At 46.1% G+C, this 16,254-nt stretch carries 17 protein-coding genes and 1 tRNA gene; 12 read left to right on the top strand and 6 right to left on the bottom strand.

Annotation, left to right across the window (positions count from 1 at the left end; translation table 11 throughout):
• Positions 1 to 115 precede the first annotated feature (115 nt).
• The 4 genes from QUA01_RS04830 to QUA01_RS04845 all read left to right on the top strand — a co-directional run bounded on the left by QUA01_RS04830 (position 116) and on the right by QUA01_RS04845 (position 3,830).
• Positions 116 to 1,336 carry an aminotransferase class V-fold PLP-dependent enzyme gene (locus tag QUA01_RS04830; protein WP_333087223.1) on the top strand — a complete coding sequence of 407 codons (1,221 nt, stop codon included), beginning with the start codon at positions 116 to 118 and terminating at the stop codon, positions 1,334 to 1,336.
• 136 nt (positions 1,337 to 1,472) lie between these two features.
• Complete coding sequence (locus tag QUA01_RS04835) at positions 1,473 to 1,820, top strand: DUF6717 family protein (RefSeq protein WP_333087224.1); 348 nt, start codon at positions 1,473 to 1,475, stop codon at positions 1,818 to 1,820.
• Positions 1,821 to 1,834: 14 nt separating this feature from the next.
• Entirely contained in the window at positions 1,835 to 3,184 is a 1,350-nt protein-coding gene (locus QUA01_RS04840) for an LCP family protein (RefSeq protein ID WP_333087225.1), read from the top strand.
• 136 nt (positions 3,185 to 3,320) lie between these two features.
• The gene (locus tag QUA01_RS04845) at positions 3,321 to 3,830 is read left to right on the top strand and encodes a pentapeptide repeat-containing protein (RefSeq protein WP_333087226.1); all 510 of its coding nucleotides are present in this window, start codon (positions 3,321 to 3,323) and stop codon (positions 3,828 to 3,830) included.
• A gap of 214 nt (positions 3,831 to 4,044) precedes the next feature.
• Here QUA01_RS04845 and QUA01_RS04850 read toward each other — a convergent pair whose 3' ends face one another.
• Positions 4,045 to 5,295, bottom strand: a complete 1,251-nt coding sequence (locus QUA01_RS04850) for an S-layer homology domain-containing protein (protein ID WP_333087227.1) — start codon at positions 5,293 to 5,295, stop codon at positions 4,045 to 4,047.
• 447 nt (positions 5,296 to 5,742) lie between these two features.
• Between QUA01_RS04850 and QUA01_RS04855 the strand changes: the two genes are divergently transcribed.
• Positions 5,743 to 7,221, top strand: coding sequence for an amidase (locus tag QUA01_RS04855; RefSeq protein ID WP_333087228.1), 1,479 nt, complete (start codon positions 5,743 to 5,745; stop codon positions 7,219 to 7,221).
• A gap of 214 nt (positions 7,222 to 7,435) precedes the next feature.
• Here the strand turns inward: QUA01_RS04855 and QUA01_RS04860 are convergent, their stop codons facing one another.
• Positions 7,436 to 8,128, bottom strand: coding sequence for a GDSL-type esterase/lipase family protein (locus QUA01_RS04860; RefSeq protein WP_333087230.1), 693 nt, complete (start codon positions 8,126 to 8,128; stop codon positions 7,436 to 7,438).
• A gap of 78 nt (positions 8,129 to 8,206) precedes the next feature.
• Between QUA01_RS04860 and QUA01_RS04865 the strand changes: the two genes are divergently transcribed.
• From QUA01_RS04865 to QUA01_RS04880, 4 genes are all read left to right on the top strand, one after another.
• Positions 8,207 to 8,437, top strand: coding sequence for a DNA-directed RNA polymerase subunit omega (locus QUA01_RS04865; protein WP_333087232.1), 231 nt, complete (start codon positions 8,207 to 8,209; stop codon positions 8,435 to 8,437).
• A 297-nt stretch (positions 8,438 to 8,734) separates the two neighbouring features.
• Positions 8,735 to 9,382, top strand: a complete 648-nt coding sequence (locus QUA01_RS04870) for a hypothetical protein (protein ID WP_194071083.1) — start codon at positions 8,735 to 8,737, stop codon at positions 9,380 to 9,382.
• A gap of 133 nt (positions 9,383 to 9,515) precedes the next feature.
• Complete coding sequence (locus QUA01_RS04875) at positions 9,516 to 9,884, top strand: DUF1818 family protein (protein ID WP_333087234.1); 369 nt, start codon at positions 9,516 to 9,518, stop codon at positions 9,882 to 9,884.
• Between the two features lie 37 nt (positions 9,885 to 9,921).
• Positions 9,922 to 9,995 (top strand) — tRNA-Pro (locus tag QUA01_RS04880).
• Positions 9,996 to 10,644: 649 nt separating this feature from the next.
• Here QUA01_RS04880 and petD read toward each other — a convergent pair.
• Together petD and petB are read right to left on the bottom strand one after the other, a co-directional pair.
• The gene (gene petD / locus QUA01_RS04885) at positions 10,645 to 11,127 is read right to left on the bottom strand and encodes a cytochrome b6-f complex subunit IV (protein WP_333087235.1); all 483 of its coding nucleotides are present in this window, start codon (positions 11,125 to 11,127) and stop codon (positions 10,645 to 10,647) included.
• 171 nt (positions 11,128 to 11,298) lie between these two features.
• The gene (gene petB, locus QUA01_RS04890) at positions 11,299 to 11,967 is read right to left on the bottom strand and encodes a cytochrome b6 (protein WP_194013049.1); all 669 of its coding nucleotides are present in this window, start codon (positions 11,965 to 11,967) and stop codon (positions 11,299 to 11,301) included.
• Between the two features lie 603 nt (positions 11,968 to 12,570).
• On the opposite strand from petB, the gene ctpA reads away from it, so the two are divergent.
• Positions 12,571 to 13,821, top strand: a complete 1,251-nt coding sequence (ctpA, locus tag QUA01_RS04895) for a carboxyl-terminal processing protease CtpA (protein WP_333087485.1) — start codon at positions 12,571 to 12,573, stop codon at positions 13,819 to 13,821.
• Positions 13,822 to 13,907: 86 nt separating this feature from the next.
• Here ctpA and QUA01_RS04900 read toward each other — a convergent pair whose 3' ends face one another.
• Complete coding sequence (locus QUA01_RS04900; protein ID WP_333087236.1) at positions 13,908 to 14,324, bottom strand: hypothetical protein; 417 nt, start codon at positions 14,322 to 14,324, stop codon at positions 13,908 to 13,910.
• A gap of 278 nt (positions 14,325 to 14,602) precedes the next feature.
• Positions 14,603 to 14,698, bottom strand: coding sequence for a photosystem I reaction center subunit XII (gene psaM, locus QUA01_RS04905; RefSeq protein ID WP_015174804.1), 96 nt, complete (start codon positions 14,696 to 14,698; stop codon positions 14,603 to 14,605).
• Positions 14,699 to 14,835: 137 nt separating this feature from the next.
• Between psaM and QUA01_RS04910 the strand changes: the two genes are divergently transcribed.
• Both QUA01_RS04910 and QUA01_RS04915 read left to right on the top strand, forming a co-directional pair.
• The gene (locus tag QUA01_RS04910) at positions 14,836 to 15,063 is read left to right on the top strand and encodes a hypothetical protein (protein ID WP_333087237.1); all 228 of its coding nucleotides are present in this window, start codon (positions 14,836 to 14,838) and stop codon (positions 15,061 to 15,063) included.
• An 83-nt stretch (positions 15,064 to 15,146) separates the two neighbouring features.
• Complete coding sequence (locus QUA01_RS04915) at positions 15,147 to 15,920, top strand: TerC family protein (RefSeq protein ID WP_333087239.1); 774 nt, start codon at positions 15,147 to 15,149, stop codon at positions 15,918 to 15,920.
• Positions 15,921 to 16,254 lie beyond the last annotated feature (334 nt).

The following is a 16,254-nucleotide window of genomic DNA, read 5'->3' on the forward strand; positions in this document are numbered from 1 at the left end:
TGTTGACTGTTGGTTCTAATGACTACTGACTAATGCCAACTGCCAACTAAACTACTGCCAACTGCCAACTGCCAACTACCAACTGCCAACTGCCAACTGACTATTGACTAATTAAATGATTAACGAATATTGGTTACTCGATCGCCATATAACATTTCTCAATCACGGCTCCTTTGGGGCTTGTCCGATTCCCGTACTCGAAGCGCAAATTAGTTTCAGAGAACAACTCGAAAGAGAACCTTTGCGCTTTTTAATGCGAGAATTTGAACCGCTGTTAGATAATGCCAGAAATCAGTTAGCCGCATTTATCGGCGCGGATGAAGAAGATTTAGCCTTTGTGCCGAATGCTACAACGGGAATAAATGCAGTTTTGCGATCGCTCACTTTTGTTCCGGGCGACGAATTGCTAACCACAAATCAGGAATACAACGCCTGCCGCAACACACTTGATTTTATAGCAGAGCGTACAGGTGCTAAAGTAATAGTAGCAGAAATTCCATTTCCCATTGAATCGCCCGAACAAATTATTGAAGCAATAATTAAGTGCATTTCTGCCAAAACAAAAATTGCCTTATTAGACCACATAGTCAGCCAAACTGGCTTAATATTTCCCATCAAACAGTTAGTCGGCGAGTTGGAAAATCGCGGCGTAGATGTATTGGTAGACGGAGCACACGCGCCGGGAATGGTAGCGCTCAATTTAGCAGAAATTGGCGTAACTTACTACACGGGAAATTGCCACAAATGGCTGTGCGCGCCGAAAGGTGCTGCCTTTTTGTACGTGCGGCGCGACAAGCAAAATGCCATTCGCCCCACTACTATCAGTCACGGCGCTAACTCGCCGCGCACTGATAAATCGCGCTTTCAATTAGAATTTGACTGGATGGGAACAGTCGATCCGAGTCCCTATTTGTGCGTACCCGTAGCTATTGATTTTATGGGTTCTTTGTTGAAGGGTGGCTGGCCAGAATTGATGGCAAAAAATCATACTTTAGCGTTAGCCGGAAGAAAAATATTGGCAGATAAATTAGATTTGCCACTACCTTGTCCCGATGAAATGGTAGGTTCAATGGCAGTTGTACCGCTGGCTGATGAAAAATCTGATGCGGTTGCAAAAGGAGGAATTCCACCTTTGCAAGAGGCGCTATGGCAGATTTTCAAAATTGAAGTTCCAGTGATTCCTTGGCCCGATTCTAGCAAGCGGTTGGTAAGGATTTCCGCTCAGTTTTACAATACTTTGGCGCAGTATGAGTATTTGGCTAAGGCGCTGGTTGAGTTGACAAGTGATGGGTTAACCGCAGATTTCAAGCGTACAGAAACTGATGAAACTAGATAATTTAATCGCTTTTTAAAAGGGATGAGAATGGGATATCCTGGCGATACAAACTGTTAAGCCAAGCGTATTGGAATATAATATAGCAAAACTTGCATTTCCCCAGCCCAAACAAACGAAATGAAAAAAGGAGAATTTAATGTCAAATGCGATGATGGTAATTTATCCCTATCGCGAACAGTACACCTGGGTTTTTGACGACGAGCGAGTCGGACTTGTTCGAGAACCGTTTGTTCAGGGCGTACCCGAAAGGATTGAAGCACTCGTCGCAGAGATTCCCAATGCCGATGGAGGTTTCCGACTCTTATTTTCAGCCAATCCATTTCCCGGATATCAAGCAGAAATGCTGTGGTTTAAAACAGAATACGGCGGCAACTGGTATCGGTGGGAATCGAAAAATCTTGAAGGCTGGCTGTGTCCGGCTTTGTTCAAATACTTTATAGAAGCACCGCCCAAGTTTTACTGCAAAGCTGAAAAACTGCAATAATTAACAGCAAGTCCATGAAAAACTTGTCGATTTTTAAACGAAACTTTGTTAAACCAGTCGATCGCGAAACTCGAAAAAAGCCTAAAATAGTCCTGTATGTATTTTGGACACTTTTGCTGATTTTCACGGCAGCCATCTCCGCAGGAATCGGAGCAATGACCGCCCTTTTCGCCCCCGTGGAACCGCAATTTATTAGTAGAGTCCTAGACGCTGCGGGCTTTAACTACAAATCATCCAACTCTTCTGGATACCGCCTGTCGCGGCCTGTTAATATCTTGATTATGGGAATTGACCGTGTACCAGAAACCGCTGCAAATTCACCTAAAATTTTTGAAGGTCGCAGCGATACAATACTCGTATTTCACCTCGACCCTAGAGATAAATCTATTAGTTTGGTCTCAGTTCCGCGAGATACTAAAGTCCAAATTCCCGGAATTCGTTTTAGCAAAATTAACGAAGCTAATGCTAGAGGAGGAGCGGCTTTGGCGACGCGATTGGTTAGCACTATCTTGAACAATGTGACAATAGAAAGATACGTGCGAGTCAGCAACGGTGCGTTTCGGGAATTAGTCGATTTGTTAGGAGGAGTTGAGGTATTTGTACCTCGGGCGATGTCCTATACAGATACGACCCAAAAGTTAAAAATAAACTTAGCACAGGGATGGCAAATTCTCAACGGAGAACAAGCAGAACAATTTGCTCGATTTCGCAACGACGGTTTAGGAGATATCGGCCGCATTCAGCGACAACAATCTTTAATTCAAGCTATTCTCAACAGCCTCAAAAGTCCTTCTGTATTGGTGCGTTTGCCGGAAATTGTACGATTGATGCAAAAATATGTGGATACAAATCTAAATTTTGAGGAAATTTTGACGCTGACAAGTTTTGGTTTGCAATTGGAGCGAGATAATTTTAAGATGGTGATGTTACCCGGACGTTCTAGCTCAGGACAAGGGGATTTGAGGAGTTATTGGATTTTAGATGCTGCTGGGCGCGATCGCATTATGACACAATATTTCCAGCAAGTAGTGCCAGATTTTGCCCAAGGGCAATTTCCCAATTCCAGCGAGTCAGTTTTCCCCACCAACCTTAAAATCTCCGTCCAAAACGCTTCTAGCAAACCCACAGCCGCCAAAAGCGTCGCTGAATTTCTCCGAAAAAATGGTTTTTCTAATGTATCTGTAGTCAAAGATTGGCCCGACAAGCAGCGTCAAAGTCAAATCATTGTCCAGAAAGGAGATTTAGCCGCAGCAAATCAACTGCAAAAAGTGCTAGGCGACGGTAAAATAGAAGCATCTTCTACTGGTGAAATAGATTCTGATTTGACACTTCGCGTCGGCGAAGATTGGGTAAAGCGATTTTAATTAGTCAGTAGTCAGTTGGCAGTTGGCGGTAGTTAGTTGGCAGTTGGCAGTAGTCAGTAGTCATTAGAACCAACAGTCAACAGTTAACAGTCAACAGTCAACAGTTAACAGTCAACAATTCCCAATTCCGATCATTATGAAAAGTGTATCCCGAATTTTTCTGAGCCTGTTTTTAAGTTTAATGTTGGCTGTGGGATGGGTGCTGCTGAGTGCTACTCCTGCATTGGCGCTGCCGAAACTTAATATTAATTACACAAATATTGATTTGTCCGATCGCGATTTTTCCAACTCGGATTTAGCGGGGGGAACATTCGTCGCTTCTGAAATGCGGAGAACCAACTTTCAAGGCGCTGATTTAAGCAATGCGATTTTGACTAAAGGAGTTTTACTAAATGCCAACTTGTCAGGTGCTAATCTCTCCGGTTCTTTAGCAGATAGAGTTACATTTGACGGCGCGAATTTGACGAATACTAATTTCACCGAAGCAATTATGACACGAACTCGGTTTTTTGATGCTGCAATTTCCGGCGCTGATTTTACTGACGCGATTATCGATGCTTATCAAGTGAATATCCTGTGCGAAACTGCAGATGGTGTCAATCCTGTGACAGGAGTTTCTACGCGAGAAAGTTTGGGATGTCCGTAGAAAGTTACGATTGCAGGAATTATGCGTTGGGGCGAGAAACCGGGTTTATACGAGTTTTTTGGTTGAGTGACGAGAAATCTAGAAAGAAACCCGGTTTCTGAATATCGCGTTGGGGCGAGAAACCGGGTTTATACGAGTTTTTTGATTGAGTGATGAGAAATCTACAAAGAAACCCGGTTTCTGAATACCTCGTCGGGGCTAACTGTTGCTTCTATCAATTGCTACAAATGCCTGTATTCGCAGCAGTAACTACCAAGTCTGAATTCAACAGCAAATCTAAATCAGTGTCGGGATTAACAGCATACAAATCGACTTTATCTTTACCCAAAAATACCCCGATTAAAGTCCCGATTCCCGCACCGCCTAGCACCTCTTCAGTTGCGATCGCCCGATCGCCCGTAACTCCCGCAATCGCCGCCGCTGCTGCTGCACCCAACGCCGTATTCTTAATCAAATTCCCAACATTCACGCCCTTAGTCACAGTTTCTTTGCGAGTAATCACTTGCGAAGTAGCATTCAAAGGTACTCTGCTGCCGTTGATGATACTTAACTCTTGGGCCACAAACTGAACGCCTGCAGTAGTCGATCGCAATTCGCCACTAATTTTAGACCCTTCGGGTATCAAAACTTTGCCATTATTCCCCGCGATATCCGAAGATACAGTCAGCGTAATCGGAGACTTGTCATTGGGGCCTAGCAAAATCTTGCCTTTGGAATACTCGATGGGAATAGTCACCCCGCTAGGAATTTTTACAGCAACACTCTGGCCAATATCAGCCTTAGCAATGTAAGGAGAATTAATTGCTCTTGCTTGATTGGTACTGACTAACGCTTGATAGATAAAAGCAGCTACTTCAGCCCGTGTTGCTGACTGGTTTGGCTTGAGAGATTGAGGATTGGGATAGCTGACAACCAACTCTTTTTCAGTAGCAGCAGCAACGCTTTTTACAGCATAACTTTGGATCTGATCCGCATCATTATAATAGCTGAGAACATCTTGAAAATTGCAAGTAGGTTCATAGCCAAGTCCGTTATTTAAAGCGACTACAACTTGCACGCGAGGAATTTGCTGCATTGGCCTGAAAACATTGCCGGGATAGCCAGACATCCATCCCATTTCGTATGCTTCGGCGATCGCCCCGCTTGCCCAAAAATTAGACGGAACATCGGCAAACCTTACAGCAGCGCGGGTTTTTGCCTTGTTGACAGAACGAATCATTGCCGCAAATTCAGCCCGCGTTACGGGTGCATCCGGGCGGAAAGTGCGATCGGGAAATCCTTTGATAATTCCTCTTTCTGACAAATCTTGAATAAAATCTTTTGCCCAGTAGTTACTATTAACATCCGAAAAAGCTGTCTGAGCAAAAGCAGGCGCGGGAGCTAGCATCGGCGCTGCGGTTCCGGCAACGGTTCCCAAGGTTAATAAAACAGATGTACCGGATTTGATGCGATGTAATACAGACATTTTTTGATTCTCCAATTTACACAATTTTTTTATTGAGGAGAACTAAGCTTTTGATGGGCTGATTGATTCTGCCCGAAATGGCTTTTTTCCTCACTTATGTAATCATTATTGAATGCTTTTATTTTTAGTGTGGGGAAGATACGGTCGTTTAAAATAAATATTTTTATTTTGAGTCGGGGATTTTAAAATGCTTAAATTCCTTAAAATCCTTATGTTGCTTATCTCCCTTATCTACCTGGTGTCTGCAATTAACAGGATTTAGGAACAAAGCCGTTTGATATTAGTTAACTATATAAATCCTAAATCATTTGTGAATTTCTTACTCCCTCCCCTTAATAAGGGGAGGGTTGGGGTGGGGTAAAAAAATTACGACTCCTGCAAGGATTGCTATATATTAACTAAAAGCGAATATAATTGACTCGATCGAGAAATACCTGTTTGTTGCTTATGAGTAGCCTGACGTTTGCCTCTGCCCATCAGCTAGCGCGAATGATTCGCGATCGCCAAGTCTCTGCCGTCGAAGTTCTGGACGCTTACCTTACTCAAATCGCAAAGCACAACTCGCAATTAAACGCCATTTGTACCCTGGATGAAGACAATGCTCGTACAAGAGCAAGACTTGCCGATGAAGCCCTAGCCAGAGGAGAAAACTGGGGTGCTTTACATGGCGTTCCCATCACGATTAAAGACATTTTTGAAACAGCCGGACTCCGCACCACAGCAGGCTATATTCCCCTCAAAGATTATGTGCCTCAACAGGATGCAACTGCTGTTGCGAGATTGCGGGCAGCAGGTGCTGTCATTATGGGAAAAACCAACATGGCGGAACTGGCTGCCGATTATCAAAGCATAAATTCTCTGTTTCCACGGGTGAATAATCCTTGGCATCTTGACTACACACCTGGAGGCAGTTCTGGGGGGAGTGCCGCGGCTGTCGCAGCAGGACTTTCACCCTTGGATTTGGGGAATGATTTCGGGGGTTCGGTGCGTCAGCCTGCTCATTTCTGTGGCATATATGGTTTAAAGCCGACAGATCGCCGTATTTCTACAGCAGGGCAGATTCCTGAAGTGCCGGGAATGCCACTGTCTATTCGGCAAATGATGACCGTTGGGTGTTTTGCTCGATCGCTAGAAGACATCCGGCTATGTTTTTCGTTAATTGCAGGCGCGGATCTGCGTCGCCCTGATGTCCCGCCGATTCCGCTCGATCGACCCTCTGGCAAGCCTTTGCAGCATCTCAAAATCGCTTGGACTGCTGAATGGGCCGAAGTTCCCGTTGCTTCTGAAATTCGAGCAGCTATGGAGTCGATCGTGCAGACACTCTCTGACGCAGGTGTCCAAACCGAACGCTGGCTTCCCAAAGACTTTGACCTTTCCCAAATATTGAATCTCTACGGACGGATCTCAATGTACCTCACTATCTACGCTCAACCGCAGGATAGATATAACCTGCGTCGTAGTTTAGAGTTAATCTTTCGCACCGCCACCCAAGGCGACAAGGAACTCCGAAAATTGGGAGATTTCAGCAGATTGCTACCTGAGATATTGAATCCAAGTTTGAAAAGATATTTCGAGGTACTCACACAGCGCGATCGCTTTACTGCCCATATAGATGAGGCATTAGAACCGTGGGATGTATGGCTTTGTCCGGTTGCCGCAACCGCTGCGTTTACTCACCGTCCCGCTTGGAATGCCGTTGACATTGATGGCAGATCCTATCCTTATTCAGTGGCAAACGGATCTTATACCATGCCCTTTAATCTTAGTGGACATCCTGCGGTGGTAATTCCAATTGGACAAACTCAAAATGGTTTACCGATTGGAATGCAAATTGTTGGTAAGCGGTGGCGTGAAATGGAGTTGTTGGCGATCGCAGAGGCGATCGACAAAATGGTTGGTAGTTTGCAACACCCACCTGGTTACTGAGCATTTTATCAAGTTTCACTTGATGGTGAAGAATACAATCAGTGTTAGGGTGCGTGAGGTTTGAGATTTTCAATGTGCACGAAAAGTATGACTCTGACGTACCGTTTTTTGCGGGAGTGGGTCAGTTGTGAGATTCTTAGTTTGTAGCAGAAATAATGCTAGCTGACGCACCCTACTTCATTTTTACTGATGACTAATGACTACTGACTAATGACTAATGACTAATGCTGGCGAGCGGCTCCCAACTTGTGACATCTTCAAATAAAGATTGATAGCCCGCTGCATTGGGATGAAGCCCATCTGCAATCAAGCGCGATCGCCACCAATCACTGCCCCGATTTACCCATTTATCAAAAATATCTAAATAGGGAATTCCCCGCAACTCACAAGCTAATTTCGTTGCTTCTTTATACCGATATTGGTCAGCATGACTGTAATACAAACAATCTTGAAAAGGCATTTTACTTTCATCCACCGGCACCATCCCGACAAATATCACCGGACAAAGTTGTTGAGATAGGTTTAACAAATGATCCAAAACAGTTTTAAAATGTTCAAACTCAGTGTAGCTGCGCCCGGTAGGCGACTGCACTCTCGCCGAATCGTTGAGACCTACCGAAAGAATAATCGCATCCGGGACGCGGTTTCTCAGTTCGCCACGGTGGCGAAACTCGTTTTCGAGCCGCTGGGAGACTTGATAGGTGCGATCGCCCCGAACACCCAAATTGTATAAAACGTGTCCTGCACTCTCCGGTAACATCCACTGGCGCCGCAATCTTTCCACCCAACCACCGCCTACGCCGTCGCCAAAACCATAGATTAAACTGTCGCCGAAAGCAACCAATTTGAGGGGACGAGAATTTACCCGATGCAAGTGACCAAAGGAATAGCCTGTTGCTGCCTGCATAAGCGATACTCAGTTAGTAATTTATGAATCTTGACATAGTAAACTAGAATGTAACATTAGATAAACTAGGTAATTTCGATGAGTAAGCGTCCAACCTTCGATTCAACTCAGCTAACCCGTCGGGCAGAAGAGTTGATCGGTGCTGCATCCAACCGCTATCGGATTACGGTGCAGGTGGCGAACCGCGCCAAACGCCGCCGCTATGAAGATTTTGACAATGACGACACTCAAATGATGAAACCTGTAATGCGGGCGATATTTGAAATGTCGGATGAAATGACTCAGCCGGAAATTATCGGAGATATTTAGACTTGGCAAGTTGTGAGTTTTGAGTGATGAATTGCCAGCAATTTTTGTTCGCTCAAAACTCACAACTTTCTCAAACTAGATTGGCCCGCTAGGTAAAAAATCCGTTTATTTTAGGTACGCAAGGGTTCTAGAAATATATACACAAGCGAGGGGGACGATCGCACTCCTAAGAAACTATTTTTCTCAAATCGGGATTCTCCCAACTGGGTTGATTTCGCAAATCATAAAATTAGAAACTAGGAGATATGTTGGCAGGTAAGTTGAGGAAATTATTCTATTTTTGAAATTGTCAAAACCGTGAAGAAGAAATTAAAGCTGGGCTTGAGTTTTCTGTTTGTTACTTTGATTGTGGCGATTTTCACGCTTTTGAGTTGGGTATTGGAATCGGGCGAACTGAGTATGTCTGCTTTGGAACCTATGCTGCGGCGGAGTTCTGAGTCTGCGCCGGCGGTGCGGGTTGCTCAACAATCGGGGCCGCTGCAGGTGAGGGCGCAAGATGCGTGGAAGTTTGTGTATGAAAAATTGCCAGATTTGCCGATCGAGAATAACTACATTTCTCAGGAAACTGGAAAAGTAGATCCAAACAATACTTTAGTCGGCCGCTTGATTCGATATCACGTCTTTGTTAAAGGAAGACCGCCGAATTACCGCTTAGATTGGAAGTTGAGTTTAGCTGACTATCTAGGGGCGACTCCCGATTATTTGGTGGAAGACGTGTATCCGGGAAAGGATGTTTTGCGAAAAAATCCGATGGAAGGCGATCGCGCTGCTATTCAAAGTTTAAATAGAACTCAGCGGGATGCTTTGGTTCAAGCTTTGGTTGATGTTTTTACGCAGAGTTCAGGATCGCGGACACCGGCGGCGCGCGAAACACCACAAGGGCGATCGACTTCGCCGGAAATCACGCAGCCGCAGCCGGGAGATGCGAAATTGCTTACACCTTAGTATTTTATTGCCGATCGAATCTAGCTTAAACATCGCCTTTATTTCTTAGTCCGCGCACCATCCGGACTTTGTTTGACAAGGAGCGGTTTCAACCGCCGAACAATGTCTAAAATCCCAAATCTAAAATCCTTCAATGGTGGAACGTGTAATCAAGACTGGTGTTGGCTGGCGTTTGGGATGGAACCCCGAAGCGCACGAGTTTCAGGGTTTGGTGGCTGGGGAGGGTTGGGCGATCGAACTCACGGAGGCTGAGTTAAACGATTTTTGCCGATTGTTGGGACAGTTAGCCGACACCATGAGTCAAATGGCCTCTGAGTTAATGGATGAGGAAAAAATCGCCATTGAAGCCGAAACAGATTTGTTGTGGCTGGAGGTAGAAGGCTATCCCGAGGCTTACAGCGTGCAGTTGATTTTGAATGCTGGCCGCAGGTGCGAGGGTTTTTGGCTGGCGGCTGCGGTGCCCGGTTTGGTGCAGGCTGCAAAAGTTTTAAAAGTTTTTTGACTTTTTCTGAGATTTCATGCTATGCTGTTAAAGCTGTCGGGGCGTAGCGCAGCTTGGTAGCGCACTACTTTGGGGTAGTAGGGGTCGTGGGTTCAAATCCCGCCGCTCCGATTGTAATGAAACCTTCTCTTTGAGGAGGTTTTGTTGTTTTTAGCTAAACAGACGGAATCCCACGCGCGATACTTCTATTCGGGTTGGTTTGGCGATCGATCCGGCGGGTCATTTGATTTTAGATTTGAGATTTTAGATTTTGGATTGATTCCACGGATCGATCCGGGGGCTTGTAAGCTGTTGTGCATTTAAATTGTATATTTCGACGCTCCATCAAAAATCTTGTCCCCCTCTCCCCCTCTCCCCCTCAATTACCATACACAATTGGGATGCACAACAGCTTACCACCTTTGAAATTCTTTGTTACCCGGATTTGGTATTAGATACAGCATATTCCATGTAGATGTAGAGAGCGAGAAACCGGGTTTCACAGAACAGAATCAGTAATGATGCGAGAACTGTAAAGAAACCCGGTTAGGAGTGTGTACTTCATAAACCAGGAATACGCTGTATATTTGATGATTCTGTATACTGATGCGGTTGAATAAAATTAGAGAATTAATTACTGAGAATTATTAAATTTTAGAGCTAAAAAGCCCCCATCTAAAATCGAAAATCCAAAATAAAATGACGCCCGCTAAAGTTTCCCAGCAGTACAAAAGCACTTTACAGGAAACCCGCAGGCGTCAAAATCAAGCAAGCTTAAATCTTAGAAAAGACCCAGCGTGAAAGATTTGTCGATCGGGAAAATAGCACCAATACCCAACCACAGAGTTACCGCAGTTCCCAACAGGAAGACTGTAGTAGCAACAGGGCGGCGGAACGGATTTTGAAACTTGTTAACGCTCTCGATGAACGGAATCAAAATCAAGCCAACGGGAACACCTGCCATGCAAGCAATACCCAACAATTTGTTAGGCAAAACGCGCAGGAGTTGGAACACCGGCCACAAATACCATTCCGGCAGAATTTCCAGTGGAGTAGCAAAAGGATTAGCAGGTTCGCCAACCAAAGCCGGGTCTAGTACGGCCAAACCCACGCACAGAGAAATTGTTCCCATGATGACTATAGGGAAAACATAGAGCAAGTCATTGGGCCAAGCTGGTTCGCCGTAATAGTTGTGACCCATGCCCTTAGCGAGCTTAGCGCGTAACGCCGGATCGCTCAAATCTGGTTTTTTGAGAATAGACATAGTAAGAGTGTTCTCCTTTTATTTTTACCCGGGCTTGGCATCTTGCTGTATTCGTTAGTCTGAATCAGCGGCGCGATCGGGCTGTCAATAAATATCATGAGTGATGAATTCTGAATTTTCAACCCAAAATTCCGCAGGGGGCAAAAAAATATCGCCCCTACAACTCAAAACTTACAACGGGCCCGAAATGCCTTGCTTGCGAATCATCAAGAAGTGAGCCAGCATGAAGACTACAATCAGCCAAGGCAGCACGAAAGTGTGCAAGCTGTAGTAGCGAGTCAAAGTGCCTTGACCGACGCTGACACCGCCGCGTAGAAGTTCTACCAGCAAAGAACCGACAACCGGGATGGCTTCGGGGACACCGGAAACGATTTTAACGGCCCAGTAACCGACTTGATCCCAAGGCAGCGAGTAGCCTGTCACACCGAAAGAAACGGTGAGGACTGCCAAGATTACTCCTGTCACCCAGGTTAATTCGCGGGGCTTTTTGAAGCCGCCGGTCAGGTAAACCCGGAAAGTGTGCAGAATCATCATCAGTACCATCATGCTGGCAGACCAGCGGTGGATGGAGCGGATCAGCCAGCCGAAGTTGACCTCATTCATCAGGTATTGCACTGAAGAAAACGCTTCTGCTACCGTTGGACGGTAATAGAAAGTCATGGCGAAGCCGGTGGCAAATTGAATCAAAAAGCAAACTAAGGTAATTCCGCCCAAGCAGTAGAAGATATTGACGTGGGGGGGTACGTACTTAGTGGTGATGTCGTCGGCGAGCGCCTGAATTTCCAGGCGTTCCTCAAACCACTGGTAGGTTTTTGAGTCGGTGATTTGTTTAGAAAACATGGAGCCAGAATTCCTAAAAGAATATTGCTGTGGTTGAGGTAAGCGGGCAGCAGCCACAATGTTTTTTGTCGCCCCGCCCCGAGCAGCTTGCTTTTATTAGCAAATGGCTGAGGCTATTTTAAAATTTGGAGCTTGCGAAAGGAACTCTGCATTGTGCGATCGCCCGCGAGCGCTGGGAAATTCAGCGGTCGCTTGTTCCTGCTCGCTGGCGTTGCCCGATCGAATTCCAGACTATGATAAAAAATGTAACATAATTGCTGTGCAGAATTCACGCAGCGATCGCTTTTTTCTTCGCCTCAAATAGCATTTTCTGCAAGCTCAACATCCGCCCCTACTAGGCAGATAGCCAATAACAGGGCCCAAGACCGCAGTCCGGGTCGGTCAGCGACTCTCTGGCTCGTGAGTTTTAATTTTCCTGATAAAACTTCACTAATTTTTACAATTAAATGTTAAATTTAAATACTTTTTTGTTCGCAGCGTACATTTGACGCGGATTTGACGAGTCCTGAATGTCTGGGGGAGAGTTGACCGCGCAAAAGGTTAAAAGCCTACAAATTAAAAATGCAAGAGATGCCATACTTGCCTATCTTTTACACAAAAATCATGCACAGACGAGTTTTTCAGACTGCAATTTTACTCTTTTTCCAAGTCGCCCTGGTTCTGGGCGCGTGGACACAGCCTGCGGTGGCCCTAACTTCAGAACAGCAGCTTTTGAGCGAAGCTTGGCGAATTGTCAACCGCTCTTACGTGGACGACAGCTTTAACTCTAAAAACTGGTGGTCGATCCGCCAACAAGCTGTCAAGCAGCCGCTCAACGACAGAGAGCAGACTTACACGGCGATTCAAGGGATGCTGGCGAATCTCGACGATCCTTTTACTCGACTGCTGAAACCCGAACAGTACCGCAGTTTGCAGGTCAACACTTCGGGAGAATTGACTGGTGTGGGGCTGCAAATTGCGATCGACTCCCAGACAAATACCCTGACAGTGCTGGCTCCTTTGGCTGGTTCGCCGGCGGATCGAGCCGGCATTCAACCGCTCGATCGCATCTTGAAAATTGATGGCACTGCCACGTCAGAATTGAGCCTAGACGAGGCAGCAACTCGAATGCGCGGCCGCGCCGGTACTGCCGTTACCTTGACCTTGGGGCGCGAAGGAAGAGACGTTCCTGAAGATATTGAGTTGGTGCGCGATCGGATTGAACTCCACCCGGTTTACGCCGAATTGCAGTCTGGCCCAGACAATTTACCGCTGGGCTACATTCGCTTGAGTCAATTCAGCGCTAATGCTACTGAGGAAGTCGCCGGCGCGATCGACAGTTTGGAAAAACAAGGAGCCGCCGCCTACATTCTCGATTTGCGTAACAATCCGGGCGGACTGTTGCAAGCAGGAATTGAGATTGCGCGTCTGTGGCTCGATTCCGGGACGATCGTCTACACCGTAAACAGACAAGGCATTCTGGGCAGTTTTGAAGCCTATGGAGGGGCTTTGACAGCAGATCCGCTAATTGTTTTGGTCAACAAAGGAACGGCCAGCGCTAGCGAAATTTTGGCTGGTGCGCTGCAAGATAACGGCAGAGCTCAATTGGTCGGAGAAAAGACTTTTGGCAAAGGACTGATTCAGTCTTTGTTTGATTTGTCTGACGGTTCCGGGTTGGCGGTGACTGTCGCTAGGTACGAGACGCCCAACCACACGGATATTAACAAATTGGGGATTTCGCCCGATCGCGTAGTGCCGCTACAGCCGATTGCGCGCGATCTAATCGGCACCGAAGCAGACTTGCAATATCAAGCTGCACTGCAACTATTGAAGGCAAAAACCGTGATTGCCAAGTCATTAGTCAGTAGTCAGTAGTCGGTAGTCAGTAGTCGGTAGTCAGTTGCTAGTTGCTAGTTGCCGACCGCCAACTGCCGACTGCCAACGGCCGACCCCCAACTCCCTTAAGGTTGGGGGGTGGAGTCTTCGGCTTCTGGTGTCGGGGACTCTTCCAAAATCACCTGACGCTGCTGGGGATCCATTCGATTGCTTTGCTCTTGCATCACAGTTTTAGCAAGACTAGGGTCAAAAGAGCGGTTAAAGTCCGATCGCGACTTATCTACTCGCCCTTGGGTAAGATTGACTTCAGCTTGAATTTCGTGCAACTTTTCTTGCACTGCCCGGAAGTGAGGCAAAAGCTGAATCACAGCAGAAGTCGCACAGACTGAAAGTACAATGTTGACTGCTAACTTAACTCCACTTTCGGCGGCGAGCGTTTGATGAGGGTAGGAACGCTGGCGCTTGCTGTTGCGACGAGGAGTAACCCGACGGGGAGTTTTTACAGGACGCAGTGGGGTAACGGTGGGTTGAATTGCTTGCATAATTTTTTTTCAAATACCTGAGACTGAAGTTTTAGAGCACAAACCGTGCAAATTCCGAGCTTAACGCACACCTGCCCCTGTTCGTGACGGTGCCGACAGCCAAAATTTTTGAGACTGGGTAACGCTTGAGGACAGAATTGCACAATAAAAATGCCTGCCCTTGCAGTTTCCTCTTGCTGACCACAAACAATCTACTCCACGGTGGCAGCAATTGTCTGTAATTTGAAGATTTAACTACTCGGACAGGCATTTTACGATTCGCGACTGGTGTCTAGAAACTACTTGTACAGTTCAGTTGACAGCCGGAAAGCCAAGATTCCAGGAATCAAAGCAATTACGAGCGCTACGTAGACTTGGGTATCTGTTAAAGACATATTCGGAAAACTCCTTTTCGCGGGCACGAGCTTTCACCAATTTGAGACAAATTGGCACTTTTGGGAATCGTTTGTTACAACTTGAAATATATTTGGTGCGTTTGGGGATGAGTGTCCGAGTGTCCGAGAGTGGGCAGATGGGGAGATGGGGAGATGGAGAGATGGGGAGATGGGGAGATGGGGAGGGGGAGATGGGGAGATGGGGAGATGGGGAGATGGGGAGATGGGAGTCGGAAAAATCTTCAGGCTTGACTTTTAGGCTCAACATCGATAGGTTAAATCCGTTAAATCCCTTAGAGAATCCGTTGCCGAACTTGCTTAAGCGCGATCGCCCGCGACAAATTTACCGTCATAGGTTAAGATAAGTGAAGGTGACACTAATTTTAAATAGAGCCGGTGATTTGTGCTGCGCTCTTAGCTTGCAAATCTTAGGTGCAGAAAATAGTTAATGATAGATCAATTTCTTGAAGGTTCCCCCAATTTGGGAGTTGATACCTTTTTCTTATTGTTAGTTTTGGTGGCTTTGGAGGCTGTACTTTCCGCTGACAACGCGATCGCCTTGGCATCTATTTCTAAAGGTTTGGAAGATCCAAAACAACAGCAACAGGCTCTCAATTACGGTTTAATAATTGCTTTTGTACTGCGAGTAGCACTAATTCTAACAGCGACTTGGGTGATCAAGTTCTGGCAATTTGAACTGCTGGGGGCGCTGTACCTGCTGTGGCTAGTTTTCCAGCACTTCTCCTCAAATCCTGATGCCGAGGGAGAAGATCAAGGCCCTAGATTTGGGTCTCTGGTGCAAGCAATTCCAGTAATTGCTATGACAGATTTAGCATTTTCTTTGGATAGCGTTACTACTGCGATCGCAATTTCTGACGAAATCTGGCTGGTGGTTACTGGAGCCACAATTGGAATTATCGCCCTGCGATTTATGGCGGAATTATTCATCCGCTGGCTCGATGAGTTCGTACACCTAGAAGATGCTGGCTACATTACAGTTGGCTTTGTGGGAATGCGATTGTTGGTTAGAGTAATTGACGACAGTTTAGTACCTCCGCAGTGGCTGCTAATTTCCTCTATCGCCTTGATGTTTATTTGGGGATTTTCTAAGCGCACTTCCGAGGCGTTGGAGATTGCAGAATCCTCGGAAATTGCTCTCAATCCAAATGATTCAGAAGTTGTATTGCCGGAATCGCAAGAAGCACAGAAGTCAGAAATTTAACTAGACAGCATATTCTATAGCCTTTCTCCTTAATGTGAGTTGCTCTTCTTCGATCGGGTATGGATCACCCGATCGCTTTTTCGTACTTCACAACGCTTGAAAACCGCTATAGATATAGAAACCGGGGTTTTTAGAGTGTTCGGCTTGTCAGTGGATGGGCGATCGGTAACCCCGTTTCTGGGATCGGCTGTAATCTGTAATGTCGTTTCCGGTTGCATCGGAATCATAAAATCGAGTCAACACTTAACACTAAACCATTCAGTTTTTCGACGCGCCAGTCAACAGTCAACAGTCAACAGTCAACAGTCAACAGTCAACAGTCAACAGTTAACAA

It is taken from the genome of Microcoleus sp. S36a_B3, from assembly GCF_036700745.1.
GTDB lineage: Bacteria > Cyanobacteriota > Cyanobacteriia > Cyanobacteriales > Microcoleaceae > Microcoleus.

Coding starts and splice junctions, on each gene's coding strand:
- QUA01_RS04910 (WP_333087237.1), top strand. CDS start 14,836: ATGGGGAGATGGGGAGATGGAGAGATGGGGAGATGGGGAGATGGGGAG.
- QUA01_RS04915 (WP_333087239.1), top strand. CDS start 15,147: ATGATAGATCAATTTCTTGAAGGTTCCCCCAATTTGGGAGTTGATACC.
- QUA01_RS04860 (WP_333087230.1), bottom strand. CDS start 8,128: ATGCAGGCAGCAACAGGCTATTCCTTTGGTCACTTGCATCGGGTAAAT.
- QUA01_RS04865 (WP_333087232.1), top strand. CDS start 8,207: ATGAGTAAGCGTCCAACCTTCGATTCAACTCAGCTAACCCGTCGGGCA.
- QUA01_RS04855 (WP_333087228.1), top strand. CDS start 5,743: ATGAGTAGCCTGACGTTTGCCTCTGCCCATCAGCTAGCGCGAATGATT.
- QUA01_RS04850 (WP_333087227.1), bottom strand. CDS start 5,295: ATGTCTGTATTACATCGCATCAAATCCGGTACATCTGTTTTATTAACC.
- QUA01_RS04840 (WP_333087225.1), top strand. CDS start 1,835: ATGAAAAACTTGTCGATTTTTAAACGAAACTTTGTTAAACCAGTCGAT.
- petB (WP_194013049.1), bottom strand. CDS start 11,967: ATGTTTTCTAAACAAATCACCGACTCAAAAACCTACCAGTGGTTTGAG.
- QUA01_RS04835 (WP_333087224.1), top strand. CDS start 1,473: ATGTCAAATGCGATGATGGTAATTTATCCCTATCGCGAACAGTACACC.
- QUA01_RS04830 (WP_333087223.1), top strand. CDS start 116: ATGATTAACGAATATTGGTTACTCGATCGCCATATAACATTTCTCAAT.
- ctpA (WP_333087485.1), top strand. CDS start 12,571: ATGCACAGACGAGTTTTTCAGACTGCAATTTTACTCTTTTTCCAAGTC.
- QUA01_RS04900 (WP_333087236.1), bottom strand. CDS start 14,324: ATGCAAGCAATTCAACCCACCGTTACCCCACTGCGTCCTGTAAAAACT.
- QUA01_RS04845 (WP_333087226.1), top strand. CDS start 3,321: ATGAAAAGTGTATCCCGAATTTTTCTGAGCCTGTTTTTAAGTTTAATG.
- psaM (WP_015174804.1), bottom strand. CDS start 14,698: ATGTCTTTAACAGATACCCAAGTCTACGTAGCGCTCGTAATTGCTTTG.
- petD (WP_333087235.1), bottom strand. CDS start 11,127: ATGTCTATTCTCAAAAAACCAGATTTGAGCGATCCGGCGTTACGCGCT.
- QUA01_RS04875 (WP_333087234.1), top strand. CDS start 9,516: ATGGTGGAACGTGTAATCAAGACTGGTGTTGGCTGGCGTTTGGGATGG.